The sequence below is a fragment of the Mycobacterium simulans genome (genome assembly GCF_900232995.1).
GTDB lineage: Bacteria > Actinomycetota > Actinomycetes > Mycobacteriales > Mycobacteriaceae > Mycobacterium > Mycobacterium simulans.
The window spans coordinates 1360240-1374929 of sequence record NZ_OCVX01000003.1 but is presented as its reverse complement, the minus strand read 5'-3'; the positions used below and the strand labels follow the sequence as shown (position 1 = coordinate 1374929).

The window sequence follows — 14690 nt, the reverse complement described above, 5'->3', positions numbered from 1 at the left end:
TGGCGTCAATCATCTAATTCGGGTCGGGCAAACCCAATACAAGACGGTGGGGCAATGCGCACGCTGACAGGCTTAGCGATTTCCGCGGCGGCAATCATTCTGGCGACTTCCTCGGCGCCGACATTTGGGGCGAATACGGCAGCGGCTGCGCCCGGCTCGAACGCCGTCACAAGGGTCGCATTACAGGCAACTCAGCGGCACTGCGATTTCAGCCGCACCAACTTTGCGCCGAAGGTGCCATTCGTTACCCAAGCCGTCGGCTCCGTCGTCATACGCACAGCCGGCTCCAGCGTGGTCGCGGAGGTGAATCTGGTGAACACCGCCGAGCCGGGCATGCACTACGACGTCGGCCTGATCCAGGCACCACGGCCGTCGTCGGCTACCTGCGGTCCGGGGGCTCCGGGAACCACCTATACGGGCCTGGACCTGGACGGGGCCGGCAGGGGAACCGTGACCATTCAAGACGGTATTCGGCAGGGCACGACGGGCGTGTGGGTGATAATCCAGCGCCCGAATGAGCATTCCCAAGATCCGGCCGAGGTCTACACCTCCGAATTTGTGGTCCCGGTGTAGCCGCGTTTGTAATACGGTCGCGGAATGAGCGACTACGACTCAGAGGCCGTGGACCGGCTGCCCTTCTCTACTCCCGAGAAAGCCGAGCGCTACCGCACCGAAAATTATTGCGGTGCAGTGGGTCTCAATTGGTACCTCACCGACCCCACTTTGCAGTCCACCCTCGCGTATTACCTGAAGCCTGACGAGCTGTCGGTCGTGGAGCCCCATCTGATCCGCATTGGTGAGCTGATGGGCGGCCCGGTGGCGCGCTGGGCCGAGGAGACCGACCGCAACCCTCCGCGGCTCGAGCGATACGACCGGTGGGGACACGACGTCAGCAAGGTCGTCATGCCGCCCTCGTTCACCCAGTCCAAACGCGCGGTTCTGGATGCCCAGAAGGCGTTGCGCGACGAGGCGCGGCAGGCCTCCGTGAGTTCGTCACTGGCGATGTTCGCGTCCAACTACCTGCTTGACCAGGCCGATATTGGGATGGGCTGCGCGTTGGGCACCGGCGGCGGCATGGTCCAGTCGCTGGTGGCCGCCTACGCGCCGGCCGACGTGCGGGATCACGTCCTGGCCAAGTTCGAATCCGGGGAGTGGGCGGGCGAAACGGCACAGCTGCTGACCGAGCGGACCGGCGGCTCAGACCTGGGCGCGCTCGAGACCACCGCTCGACACAGCGGGGACGCGTGGCAGTTGAACGGCTTCAAGTGGTTTGCGTCCAACTGTGCCGGGGAGGCATTCGTCGTGCTGGCCAAACCCGAGGACGCTCCCGACTCGACGCGTGGCGTTGCAACTTTTCTGGTGCTGCGCACGCGCCGGGACGGCTCGCGCAACGGGGTGCGAATCCGTCGCCTCAAGGACAAGCTCGGTACCCGCTCGGTCGCTTCCGGCGAGATCGAATTCGTCGACGCCGAGGCCTTTCTGCTGTCCGGTGAGCCTAGCGGCCCAGACTCGCAAACGGGCCCGTCCGACGGCAAGGGTTTGGCCCGCATGATGGAGCTGACTAACGCGGCGCGGCTCGGCATTGCGTTGTTCGCGCTGGGCAACGCGCGCCGCGCCCTGGTCGAATCACTGTGCTACGCCCGGGCGCGCCGGGCGTTCGGCGGCGCGCTGATCGACAAACCGCTGATGCGCCGCAAGCTTGCCGAGATGATCGTCGACGTCGAAGCCGCACTCGCGCTGGTGTTCGACGGCACCGGAGCCACCAACCACCGTCAGCCTCGCGGCATGCGGCAGCGCATCGCGGTGCCGGTCACCAAGCTCAAGGTCTGCCGGCTCGGGATCACCATGGCGTCCGACGCGATCGAGATCCACGGCGGTAACGGCTACATCGAAACCTGGCCGGTGGCAAGGCTTTTGCGCGATGCGCAGGTCAACACCATCTGGGAGGGTCCGGACAACATCCTGTGCCTCGACGTGCGCCGCGGCATCGACCAGACTCGCGCTCACGAGACGTTGCTGGCGCGGTTGCGCGACGCGGTGTCGGTTTCCGACGATGACCAAACCACACGCCTGGTGGCCGAGCGCATCGAGGACCTCGACGCGACGATTACCGCCTGGACCAAACTCGACCGCGAAGTGGCCGAGGCACGCCTATTCCCGCTCGCGCAGTTCATGGGCGATGTATATGCCGGTGCATTGCTCACCGAGCAAGCCGCATGGGAGCGCCAGACCCGCGGCACCGACCGCAAGGCACTCGTGGCTCGGCTCTATGTACAGCGCTATCTCGCCGATCGCGGGCCGCTGCGCGGCATCGACGCCGACTCCGACGACGCGCTCGACCGTTTCGACGAACTGGTCGATGGGGCGCTCAGTTTGTAGCGCGAGCAGGGGGCACCTCCCCCCTCGCGAGCAGACGCAAAAGCGCCCTGGAATGCCCGTTCCAGGGCGCTTTTGCGTCTGCTCGCCGGAGAAAGCTAGCGCAGATCTGACGTCCGCAGCAGGCAATGCACCCCGACAACGCCATTGACCGCCTGCGACACCTCGAAGTCGGCGGACGCCGACAAGAACGCCAACGCCGACGCGCGGTCTGCACCGGTCACCTCACACACGTACGCCAGCGCGCGCCGCACACCATCCCGCATGGCTTCGTCGAGGGTCCCGCCCAGACCCACCAGGATGGTGTGCGTCGACGTCTGCGCCCACGGCGAGGCCAACACCTGCGCGAGCCGACGCGCATCACGATCGGACAGCACCGTCACCCGAAGGTCCGCCCGCAGCGGCGCTTCCAACGCGGTGAGGGCGACCTCCCCGTTGCCCTGCGCGAAGTGCGGGTCACCCAGATACAACCCGGCGTCCGGCACCTGCACGGGCAGCAACAGCGCACTGCCCACGCCCAGGTAGCGGATGTCGAGGTTGCCCCCGTAGTCCCCGGGTGGGGTCGACGACCGCGCGCATCCGTCACCGGGTGTGACCCCCACCAGGCCCAGTTGCAGTCTCAGGTCGAACCGCAGCTGACGCCCGGTCGCCAGCGCGATGTGGGCGCGCTCGTCGGCGCCGACACGACCCAGGACGCAAACCAAATCCGAGGATTCGGGCATTTCGCCGGCCAGCACACCCAGGCCGTGGCGGTTGCTGATGATGCCGTAGTCGACGCGACGGGTGAGCCCGAGTTGCTCCACGCACAACACATCTCCAGGGCGAGCGCCGGCGATGCTAATCGGCCCGAGGACCACGTGTGGCCCGTCGTCGCCGTTGCGTACCAACGATGCACCGGCGAGTTCGCGCACGTCATCGAGGATTTCGTTGTGCGCGATGCCGTATTCGCCGAAGAACGTGACGGGATCGGCGCCCTGGTCGTCCAGCAGTCCTTCGTGGCTGACCGTGTCGACGGTGATGGTCTGGCCGCTGTTTAGCGTCACGACCGGGGTTTCGCCGGCACATGGCAATCGGCCCCAGCGCAGGGCGCCCGTCATGGCGCTGAGATATTTGTCGCCCCGGATGTCACCGGTGCCGGTGTGTAGGGGCGGCATCACGACGGGCTAGATCGGGGTCAGGCCGTGCTTGCGGCCGACGCGCCACCACTGTTGCCTGTCCCTCAGCAGGTGCATCGACTTGCGCAGCAGCAGCCGGGTTTCGTGCGGCTGGATCACCCCGTCGATGTAGCCGCGCTCGGCTGCGGTCCACGGGATCGCCAGGTTGAGGTTGTAGCCCTCGATGAAGTCGCGCTTGACCTGCTGCGCCTCCGGCGTGGTCGGATCCGGGAAACGCTTCATCAGCAGCTGCGCGGCGCCGTCGGCGCCGATCACCGCGATGCGCGCGGTCGGCCACGCGAAGTTCAAGTCGGCGCCCAGCTGCTTGCAGCCCATTACCGCGTAGCCGCCGCCATAGGCCTTGCGGATGATGATCGTCACCTTCGGCACGTCGGCTTCGACGAGGGCGTTGAAGAACCGGCCGCCGCGCTTGATGATCCCGTTCTTCTCTTCCTGCACCCCGGGCATGGCGCCTGGGGTGTCGACGACGAAAACCAAAGGCAGGTTGTAGGAGTCGCAGAAGCGGATGAAGCCGGCCGCTTTGTCGGAGGCCTCGGTGTCGACCGCCCCGGACATGTGCATCGGCTGGTTGGCGATCACCCCGACCGGCCGACCGTTCACCCGGGCGAACGCAGTGATCATCGCTAGACCACGCTGCGCTGCCACGTCGAAGACGTCCCCGTCGTCGAAGATGCGCAGCAGAATCTCGTGCATGTCGTAGGCGGTGTTGTCGGCGTCCGGCACGATCGAGTCGAGTTCTAAATCGGACGGGGTGATCTCCGGCTCCAGCCCGGGGTTCACGATCGGCGGATGATCAAAGCAGCTGGACGGCAGGAAAGACAGGTAGTCGCGGACGTACTGGAACGCGGCGGCCTCCGACTCCACCACCTGGTGGATATTGCCGTACCGGGCCTGGTTGTCCGCTCCGCCCAACTCGTCGAGGCTGACCTCCTCGCCGGTGACGTCCTTGATCACGTCGGGGCCGGTGATGAACATGTAGCCCTGGTCGCGCACCGCGACCACGAGATCGGTCTGGATCGGTGAATACACCGCTCCCCCAGCACATTTGCCCAGAATGACGGAGATCTCCGGAACCAAGCCGCGCAACATCTCGTGGCGGCGGGCCAGCTCGGCATACCAGGCCAGCGAGGTGACCGCGTCCTGGATACGGGCGCCGGCCGAGTCGTTGATGCCGACGATCGGGCAGCCGGTCATCGCGCACCACTCCATCAGCTTGGCCACCTTGCGACCGAACATCTCCCCCACCGAGCCCTGGAACACAGTCTGGTCGTGGGAGAACACCGCCACCGGACGGCCGTTGATCCGGCCGTGCCCGGTGACCACCCCGTCGCCGTAGAGCGCGTTCGGGTCACCCGGGGTCTTGCACAGCGCGCCGATCTCCAGAAAGGTGCCCGGATCCACCAGTGCGTGGATACGTTCTCGCGCGCTGGGGATGCCTTTCTTGGCCCGTTTAGCGACGGCCTTCTCACCGGCCGGCTCCTTGGCCAACTCCAGCTTTTCGTGCAATTCACCCAGCAGCTCGGCGGTGGTCTTAGTGCTCAATTGCGGGCCCCCTGTTCAACCTCGATGTCGTCCAGCGCACGGCTCATGTGTTCGCCCACCTTTGCGATGATCGGCTCGTCGATGGCCTGAATGTGCTCGCCACCGATCGGCACGACCTCGAGGTCGGAGACGTACTCGCCCCAGCCACCATCCGGCTGGCGAACGGCATACCGCGGCTCGAACATGATCGCGTCGTCATGGTAACGATCGGCCATGTAGAGAGTGACATGCCCGTCGTAGGGCTGGATTTCGGCGGTATCGATCGCCCGGTTGTCCAGATACGACGTGCGCTGGTGTTCGATGATCCCGGCCGGGATCTGCACCCCGCTCTGGCTGACGGCCTCGAGCACAAACCGCACCTGGCCCTCGTCGTCGAGCTCCTCAAGCTGCTCGTACGGGATCTCCGGGATGGTGACGTTGAACGTCTTCTCGGCGAACCGCGCGTAGCGATCCCAGCGCTTGCGGATCTCCTCCTTGGTCTGCGGGATCTCCTCGCCCGCGCGCACGGCGTCGATCAGCCCGACCCACCGGACGTCCTTGCCCAGCCGCTTCAACCCGATCGCGCACGCGTAGGCCAGCACCCCGCCCAGCGACCAGCCGACCAGAATGTAGGGCCCGTCGCCCTGCATCTCGATCAACTTCGGCAGGTAGGCCGCTGCACGCTCTTCGATCGACCCCTCGACCCGTTCGAAGCCGTACATCGGAGTGTCCGCCGGCAACCGGTTGAGCAGCGGCTCGTACACCACTGTCGACCCGCCGGCCGGATGGAACACAAACACCGGGGCCTTAGAGCTGCCCTCGGGACGCGCCCGCAGGGTGCGGACGAAGCCGTCGATCACACCGGCCTCCAGGTAGCCACGTACCTTGTCGGCCAGCTCCTCGATGTTCGACGAGGTCAGCACGTCTTCGGCGGTGATCGGCCCTTCGGCACGCTCGGAGAGCCGCTGCGCCATCTTGGCGGCCGTCGCGTCGTCCAGCTTGGGCAGGGGGTTGAAGATGCCGCCGGCGGACTTGCCGGTGACGATCGCCCACGTCGCGAAGGTGACGCGCTCGGCGGCATCACGTGGGGGCACGTCGGAGTTCAGCGCCTTGGCAACCGCTTCCTGGTTAAGTACCTCCGCGGCTGCCGCAAGGTTGGGCTTTGCACCGTTGCCGGATGGGCCCGACGGATCCGTCGGCGGGGGCGGAAGCGGCAGGTCCGCGGCCGCCGGTTCGGGTGCCTCCGCCGCTTCGGCGGCCTTGCCATACATCAACTCGGCCTGCGCCCGGGCGATCTCCTCGGCAGTCTGCGTCTTCTGGTGCTCGTGCAGTTGCTGGACCTCGTCGCGGTGCTCGACGGCGTACTCGATCAACTTCTCGACGTTGTAGAGGTTGGCGTCACGCACCGCGGTCAGCTGAATCGGCGGCAGATCGAAGTCGTATTCGACGCGGTTCTTGATCCGCACCGCCATCAACGAGTCCAGGCCGAGCTCGATCAGCGGCACCTCCCACGGCAGGTCCTCGGGCTCGTACCCCATGGCCGCCCCTACGATGGCGCCCAATCGATCGGCGATCGTCTCGCCCGAATCCGGCGACCATCTACCCATGTCGGACGATATGTAGCGGGTGGTCAGGCTGTCCGTCAGAGTTTCGGCCTCGGGTTCCACTGTCTCTGTTGGCGGAGCCGCTGCAGCCACCGAGGCCGGGGCTGCGATCGCTGTCCCCGCGCCAACCGCGGTCGGCAACACCGCTTGCGAGCCGGCCCGAGCCACCAGTGCGTCGTAGACGAGCGTGAAGGATTCATCGATGCGGGCATGCACCTGAACCGACGCGCCGCCCGGATGCCGCGTCATCGTCGTCACCAGTCGGGCGCCCTCACCGGGCATCGCACGCTGCTCAGCGGCGCTCAACTGTGCGTCCGGAAGTACTTGCGTCGCGGCGGCTTTCACTAACGCAGCCAGATCCGTCTTGCCGTCCCGCGGCGCGTACTCCCAGACGTGGCGCCCGTCCGGCAGCGCGACGTGAGTGCCCGGGATGATTACCGAGCCGTCGCCGGTGAAGTGCGCGGGCAGCCAGTGTTCCTTGCGCTTGAACCGGGTCGGCGGAATGTTCGCAAATCCTTCTGGGCCTGCGGCCCCAGAGGCGCGGCTGAACAGAGTCCGCATGTCCAGGTCGTGGCCGTAGACATACAGCTGCGCCATGGTCGAGATCATCGACTCGACCTCGTCCTGCTTGCGGGCCAGCGTCGGGATCAGCTGGGCATCATGCAGTCCGGCCGAAGCCGTGGTCAGACCCACCTGCATCAACGCCACCGGGTTGGGCGCCAGCTCCAGGAACGTGGTGTGCCCGCTGTCGACCGCGTTGCGGATCCCGTGGGTGAAGTAGACGGAATGCCGCAGGCCCTTCTTCCAGTAGTCGACGTCGTGGATCGGGTCGCTGCCGGGCTTGATGTAGCTGCCCTCGTGGACCGTGGAGTAGATGCCTGCGGTCGGGCTCATCGGCTTGATGCCCTGCAACTCGGCGGCGAGCTCGCCGAGCAGTGGATCCATCTGCTGGGTGTGGCTGGCACCCTTGGTCTGGAACTTGCGGGCGAACTTGCCCTCCGATTCCGCGCGAGCGATGATGGCGTCCACCTGCTCGGGCGGGCCGCCGATGACGGTCTGGGTAGGTGCGGCGTAGACGCACACCTCGAGATCGGGAAAGTCGGAGAACACCGTCTTGATCTCGTCGGCGGAGTATTCGACCAGCGCCATCAACCGGATGTACTCGCCGAACAGCATCGCCTCGCCTTCGCCCATCAGGTGCGAGCGCGAGCAGATCGCCCGGGTAGCGTCGCGCAGCGACAGCCCACCGGCGAAGTACGCGCACGCGGCCTCGCCCAGCGACTGGCCGACCACCGCGGCGGGCTTGGCGCCGTGATGCTTGAGCAACTCACCCAGGGCAATCTGGATCGCGAAGATGGTGACCTGCGTGGTCTCAATGCCGTAGTCCTGCGAGTCGTCCAGGATCAGCTCGAGCACCGAGTAACCCAGCTCGTCCTGTACCAGCGCGTCGACCTTCTCGATCCACTCGGCGAAAACCTCGTCGCGCAGGTACAGGCTCTTGCCCATCTTGCGGTGCTGCGCGCCGAATCCGGCGAGCACCCACACCGGGCCGTTGGTCACCGGCCCGTCGACGCTGAAGACGTTGGGTCGCTGCTTACCTTCGGCGATCGCCCGCAGGCCCTTGATGGCCTCTTCGTGGTCATGGGCGAGCACCACCGCGCGGGAGCGGCCGTGGTTGCGCCGCGACAGCGACCGGCCGATCGACTCCAGCGACGCCGCCTGGCCTTCCGGCGACTCCATCCAGTCGGCCAGCTCGGCGGCGGCCGCCTTCTTGCGTGAGGTCAGGAACGCCGACACCGCAAGCGGAATCAGTGGGGCCGTAACCTCTTGCGCCGCAAGCTCTTCCAGCGCGGCTTCTTTGAGCCGCAGCGCCTCTTCGGTGACGCCGGGCAGCTCGGGCTCCTCTTCCTCGCCCGCAGGTTCGTCGGTAATGATCTCGCCGTACTCGTCGAACCGCAGCGCGTGACCCTCCAACGCGGCGGCCTCGGCCGGAACCGCATCGGCTGGCGCGGCAATCTCGGGTTCGGGCTCACGCTCGATGACATCCCGCGGCAGTACCTCGCGCACCACCAAGTGCGCGTTGGCGCCGCCGAAGCCGAAGCTTGACACACCCGCCAGAGCGTAGCCGCCATACCGCGGCCAGTCGGTCGCCGTGTCGATGACCTTCAGCCGCATCGCGTCGAAGTCGATGTATGGGCTGGGTGCGGCGAAGTTGATCGACGGCGGCAGCTTGTCGTGCTGCAGGGCCAGCACCACCTTGGCCATGCTGGCCACACCGGCCGCCGCTTCCAGGTGGCCGATGTTGGTTTTCACCGCGCCCAGCAGCGCCGGCCGATCGGTCGGACGTCCCCTGCCGACCACCCGGCCCAGCGCCTCGGCCTCGATCGGGTCACCGAGGATCGTGCCCGTGCCGTGCGCCTCGATGTAGTCGACGGTGCGCGGATCGATGCCGGCGTCCTTGTACGCCCGGCGCAGCACCTCGGCCTGCGCGTCCTGGTTGGGCGCGATCAGGCCGTTGGACCGGCCGTCGTGGTTGACCGCGCTACCGGCTATGACTGCGAGGATCTGGTCGCCATCGCGGCGGGCGTCGTCGACCCGCTTGAGCACCAGCATGCCGGCGCCCTCGGAGCGGGTGTAGCCGTCGGCGTCCGCCGAGAACGACTTGATCCGGCCGTCGGGAGCGAGCACCGCGCCGATCTCGTCGAAGCCCAGCGTCACCATCGGCGTGATCAGCGCATTGACACCACCGGCGACGACGACGTCGGCCTCGCCGTTGCGCAGCGCTTGCACGCCCTGATGGATGGCGACCAGCGAACTCGAGCAGGCGGTGTCGACGGTGACCGACGGCCCGCGGAAGTCGTAGAAGTACGACACCCGGTTGGCAATGATCGACGTGCTGGTGCCGGTGATGGCATACGGATGTGCGACCGTCGGGTCGGAGACGGCCAGGAATTGGTAGTCATTGGTGGTGCTGCCGACGAACACGCCGACGGCTTCGCCGCGCAGGCTCGAGGGTGGGATGCGGGCGTGCTCGAGCGCCTCCCAGGTGAGCTCCAGCGCCATCCGCTGCTGCGGGTCGATGTTGTCGGCTTCGGTCTTGGCCACCGCGAAGAACTCGGAGTCGAAGCCCTTGATGTCCTTCAGGTAGCCGCCGCGGGTGCGCGCGGAAGCGACGCGCTGGGCGATGCGCGGCTCTTCAAGGAATTCCGACCACCGGCCGTCGGGCAGGTCCGTGATGCCGTCGCGGCCTTCCAGCAGTGCCTGCCATGTCTCGTCGGGGCCGTTCATGTCGCCGGGGAACCGGGTCGACAGACCGACGATCGCGATGTCGACGCGCTCGGCGGGACCGGAGCGCGACCAGTCCATATCGTCATCGGCCGCTACGTCTGTTTCGGGTTCGCCCTCAACGATCCGCGTGGCCAGCGATTCGATGGTCGGATGTTGGAAGGCCACCGCCACCGAAAGCGTGACACCGGTCATGTCTTCGATATCGGCCGCCATCGCCACGGCATCCCGCGACGACAAGCCCAGCTCCACCATCGGCACCGACTCGTCGATGTCGTCGGGTGACTTGCCGACCGCCTTACCCACCCAGTTGCGCAGCCACTGCCGCATCTCGGGGACGGTTAGGTCCGTCTGGTTGGCGGGCGAGTTCTCCTGGGATTCCGATATGTCAGACATGGGCCCTACTCAGGATTCGGTTGCAAAGACCGTCGGGGACCCGACGCCGCTGCGCAGAGTGCCGTCGAGGTAGGCCGAACGGCAGGCCCGCCGGCCGATCTTGCCGCTGGACGTACGGGGAATCGTGCCTGCCTGCACCAGCAGCACGTCGCGGACGGTCACACCGTGCCCGACGGCGATGGCCGCCCGGATGTCGTCCGCGATGGGCTGGTAGTCCAGCTTGTGTGCGCCCGCGGCCCGCTCGCCCACGATCACCAGCTGCTCGGAGGTGTCCTCGGCGTCGAACTTCAGGCCGGCGTGCGGGTCGTCGAACACGTTTTGCGGCAACTGGTTGGCCGGCACCGAAAAGGCGGCCACGTAGCCAACCCGCAACGCCTTGGTGGCTTCCTGCGCCGTGTACTCCAGGTCCTGCGGGTAGTGGTTGCGGCCGTCGATGATGACCAGGTCCTTGATCCGGCCCGCTATATAGAGGTGTCCCTTGAAGTAGGTGCCGTAGTCGCCGGTGCGCACCCACAGCCCGTCGTCGGCGGCACCTTCGGCATGTGACTCCGGGATCCGCGACTTGAGGATGTTTTTAAAGGTCTCGACGGACTCCTCTTCCTTACCCCAGTAGCCGACACCCAGGTTGTTGCCGTGGAGCCAGATCTCGCCGATCTGTCCGTCCGGGAGCTCGCTGGCCGTGTCGACGTCGACGATGACCGCCCACTCGTCAACGCCGATCTTGCCCGCCGAGACCTGCGCGACCGCGTTCGGCGCGTCGGCGGCGACCTCGACGAAGCGCTGGTTGTTGAGTTCGTCCCGGTCGACGTGGATCACCGTGGGTTCCTCGTCCATCGGGGTGGTGGAGACGAACAGCGTCGCCTCCGCCAGACCGTAGGACGGCTTCACCGCGGTCGGGCGCAGGCCGTACGGCTCGAAGGCTTTGAAGAACTTGCGCATCGACGCCGGCGACACCGGCTCACTGCCGTTCAGGATGCCCTTGACGTTGCTCAGGTCCAATTCCGGCTCGTCGTCGCGGGGCAGTCCGCGGACCGCGGCGTGCTCGAACGCGAAGTTCGGCGCGGCCGAGAAGACGCCACCGGTCTCCCCGGGCTTCCGCGCGAGCTCACGGATCCAGCGGCCCGGCCGGCGCACGAAGGCGGCGGGCGTCATAAACGTGAAGCTATGGCCGAGCACCGTCGACAACAACGTCGTGATCAGGCCCATGTCGTGGAAGAACGGTAACCAGCTGCACCCGCGGTCGCCTTCCTGGCCTTCCAGGGCGTTAAGCACCTGCAGCACGTTGGTGGGCAGGTTCAGGTGGGTGATCTGGACGCCGGAAGGAATGCGGGTCGAGCCCGACGTGTACTGCAGGTAGGCGGTGGTGGACTCGCTGGCGTCCGGCTCTTGCCACGTGGCGGCGACCTCGGTAGGCACCGCGTCGACGGCGATGACGCGCGGCCGTTCCTTGACCGAACGGTTGCGGATGAACTTGCGGACACCTTCGGCGGAGTCGGTGGTGGTCAGGATGGTCGACGGGGCGCAGTCGTCGAGCACCGCGTGCAGCCGGCCGACGTGGCCCGGCTCGGCGGGGTCGAACAACGGCACCGCGATCCTGCCGGAGTACAGCGCGCCGAAAAACGAGACGAGGTAGTCCAGGTTCTGCGGGCAGAGGATGGCGATGCGGTCGCCCGGCTGGGTGACCTGCTGCAGGCGGGCTCCCACGGCGCGGTTGCGGGCGCTGAACTCCGACCACAAGATGTCGCGTTCGACACCGTCGCGTTCGGTGGAGAAGTCCAAGAACCGGTAGGCGAGCTTGTCGCCGCGAACCTTGGCCCACTTTTCGACGTGACGAACCAGGTTGGTGTTCTCCGGGAACCTGATCTTTCCGTTCACGATGAACGGGTTGTGGTACGCCATGCCGCCCTCTCCTGTCACAACACATCGGTCGGCTCCGCCGACGGTCACATCTCGGTGTCGGCTCCGCCGACTGTTCCATCTGCACGCGGGCCGGCCCCGAAACCGGCCCTGAAAGGCGCACGCTTGCGGCGTGCGCCCTTTCAATGTTCACTTCGAGCCAGCTTCGACCCGACCGGGTCATCACATGCTCTTAAATATCTCTTAATGTTAAGGGGCGGCGCGCGGCAGACCAAATCACAAGGTACCGCTGATCGCACCCACTATCGCGCCATCAGGTCCCATGTCGGCTCATGTCACCCGTGTTTGGGATGCGGCGCCTTCTCGATAAGCCCGTGCGCCCAGTTCAATGTCCACGCGGTCGCCGGCTGCCCGTCCGAATTCCAGAAATCGGGCGTGGCATACATCGCATGAATCGGCTGCCCTGCGCCGCCGGCCAGCGTGTTCAGAGTGGTCGGCAGATTGGCCGGACTGAACGCCTCTTGCGGGGCGGCGCAGATCAGGTCACCCTCCGCACAAATCTCATTCGTTCGGCTGTCGAGCGCACCGAAACCGCCCGGCCGCGCGCCGGTCATGGTCAAGCCGAGTCCGGACAGCACCGGCACTTCGTGCAGGGTGACCTCAGCACCTTCGCCCGGCGGATTGGGCGGGATGTCGTTACCTACCCCCTGCTGGCGACGCCCGTCGGCTATCAAGGTCACACCGAGGACCAGGTCCTCATCGACGGGTCCACGGCCGTTACCGATATCGCTAGCGACATCGCCGGCAATCACCGCGCCCTGCGAGAAGCCAATCAGGACATAGCTGGTCAACGGGCATTTGTTGTTCATGTCCGTCATCGCCTGGACCATCGCGCGGGTGCCTTCCGCCCGGCTGTCGTTGTAGGACATTTGGTTGTCGGCGCTCAGCGGATTGTGGAACTGCGCCGTGTAGGGAACGGTGTAGGTCTGCACCCGCGAGCCGGGGAACTGTTGGGCGATCGGCCCCGTCACAGTGAGCAGCAACGCCCTCGGGAATTGCACCGGTTTGAGCGGGTCGTCCGTTGGCGACGATTCCCAGGTTCCGGGAACCGAGATCAGCTGCACGTCCGGGCAGGAGGCATCCTGGTACGCGGGTCGGGGCTTGCGCGGGTGGGACGTGGTCGGCCCCGGGGTCAAAACACCGGGCGGCACCGCGCTGGGTGGGTTTTCGTGGCGGCGCAAAATACCCCCCACCGCCACAATGACCAGCGCCACGACACATGCCATCGACCCGGCCGCGGTCCAGGCGAGGATTCGGTGGCGTCGTCTACGCCGGGAGTTCTTGGCCATGTTCTCCTGCTAACAGAGTCAATTAGGTGCCAGCGTGGCTGCACCGCCCTCTGCTGCACTCCAATACACGGTACCGGCTCGCTGCGCCGTGCCCACCGGTCCCGACGACCGCGCGGGAACCTGTCTTGCGCAGCTCAGCTAAGCGGATCGCGCCGACGATATCGCCGGACATGGCGCCCAGCTGCGCCGACCACGAGCCCCAGCCGTTATCGCCGCCGCCCGGGAAGTCAAAGTGGCCGTTGTGGCCGCCGACGTTCCGATACTGCTGGTAGAACGACCTGCTGTCGCCCATTGCCGCGCCCGCTTGGCCAATCATGGCGGCGGGATTACTGGCCCCGGGCTTTGTCGGGCTCCAAACCCAGACTCGGGTGTTGTTCTGCGCCAACAACCCGGCATGCACCCACGGGTCGTGCCACTTCCACCGGCCCAGCTGTGGGGCACCCCACATACCGTTGCCGTCCACACCGCCGAATTGCTGCAAGCCGGCCAGAATCGCGCCGTTGGTCGTGGTGCTCGACGGGTACAGGAACCCGGACAACGAACCGGCGAAGCCGAACCGGTCGGGGTGGAAGGCGGCCAGCGCCATCGCGCCATACCCGCCCTGAGATGCGCCAACAGCGGCATGGCCACCGGGCGCCAGGCCTCGGTTGGCGGCCAGCCAATCGGGAAGCTCGCTGGACAGGAAGGTCTCCCACTGCTTGCTGCCGTCCTGCTCCCAGTTGGTGTACATGCTCCACGCGCCGCCGGCGGGTGCGGCCACCGAGATCCCCTTGCCGGCCCGGGTGTTCATCGCATTGCCCGCGGGGACCCCGTTGCTGACATCCGGCGCGGCGTCGAAGGCATCCAGCAGATACACCGCGCGCGGGCCGCCGGCCAAGAATGCCACCGGGATGGCGCGGCCCCCCGCCGCCGAGGGCACCATCAGGGTCTCGTACGGGGCGGCCTGGGCGGTCGAGCCCGCCGCTACCGTGACACTGCCCAACGCGATCGATAGCACGGCAACGCAGAACAGCCGTAGCAACACCGACAGACCCCTCATGTACCCACCTCCATGTAGTAGCCCACTTCCATACGTAGCGCTGTGTGCACACAGCGTCCGTCCTGCTGCAAGGCCCGGCCCGCAAGGT

General features: G+C 66.6%; 7 protein-coding genes and 1 pseudogene. 2 read left to right on the top strand and 6 right to left on the bottom strand.

Annotated elements, in window-relative coordinates; all coding sequences use genetic code 11:
- Positions 1-54: 54 nt before the first annotated feature.
- Both MSIMFI_RS06935 and MSIMFI_RS06930 read left to right on the top strand, forming a co-directional pair.
- Positions 55-573, top strand: a complete 519-nt coding sequence (locus MSIMFI_RS06935; protein WP_191496658.1) for a hypothetical protein — start codon at positions 55-57, stop codon at positions 571-573.
- Between the two features lie 24 nt (positions 574-597).
- Positions 598-2379: an acyl-CoA dehydrogenase family protein gene (locus MSIMFI_RS06930; RefSeq protein ID WP_191496657.1), complete on the top strand. Its 1782-nt coding sequence runs from the start codon at positions 598-600 to the stop codon at positions 2377-2379.
- Between the two features lie 95 nt (positions 2380-2474).
- Here MSIMFI_RS06930 and MSIMFI_RS06925 read toward each other — a convergent pair whose 3' ends face one another.
- The 6 genes and pseudogenes from MSIMFI_RS06925 to MSIMFI_RS06900 all read right to left on the bottom strand — a co-directional run.
- Positions 2475-3530 carry an acetamidase/formamidase family protein gene (locus MSIMFI_RS06925; RefSeq protein WP_191496656.1) on the bottom strand — a complete coding sequence of 352 codons (1056 nt, stop codon included), beginning with the start codon at positions 3528-3530 and terminating at the stop codon, positions 2475-2477.
- Positions 3531-3539: 9 nt separating this feature from the next.
- Positions 3540-5093, bottom strand: coding sequence for an acyl-CoA carboxylase subunit beta (locus MSIMFI_RS06920; protein WP_186245317.1), 1554 nt, complete (start codon positions 5091-5093; stop codon positions 3540-3542).
- Entirely contained in the window at positions 5090-10357 is a 5268-nt protein-coding gene (gene pks13 / locus MSIMFI_RS06915; RefSeq protein ID WP_191496655.1) for a polyketide synthase Pks13, read from the bottom strand. Before pks13 ends, MSIMFI_RS06920 begins: the two co-directional genes overlap by 4 nt.
- A gap of 9 nt (positions 10358-10366) precedes the next feature.
- Positions 10367-12256 (bottom strand): long-chain-fatty-acid--AMP ligase FadD32, encoded by a 1890-nt coding sequence (gene fadD32, locus MSIMFI_RS06910; RefSeq protein ID WP_191496654.1) that lies wholly within the window; start codon positions 12254-12256, stop codon positions 10367-10369.
- Between the two features lie 293 nt (positions 12257-12549).
- Positions 12550-13563: a carboxylesterase Culp6 gene (gene culp6 / locus MSIMFI_RS06905; RefSeq protein ID WP_191496653.1), complete on the bottom strand. Its 1014-nt coding sequence runs from the start codon at positions 13561-13563 to the stop codon at positions 12550-12552.
- A gap of 142 nt (positions 13564-13705) precedes the next feature.
- A pseudogene (locus MSIMFI_RS06900) lies at positions 13706-14602 on the bottom strand (alpha/beta hydrolase-fold protein); the annotation flags it as partial.
- Positions 14603-14690 lie beyond the last annotated feature (88 nt).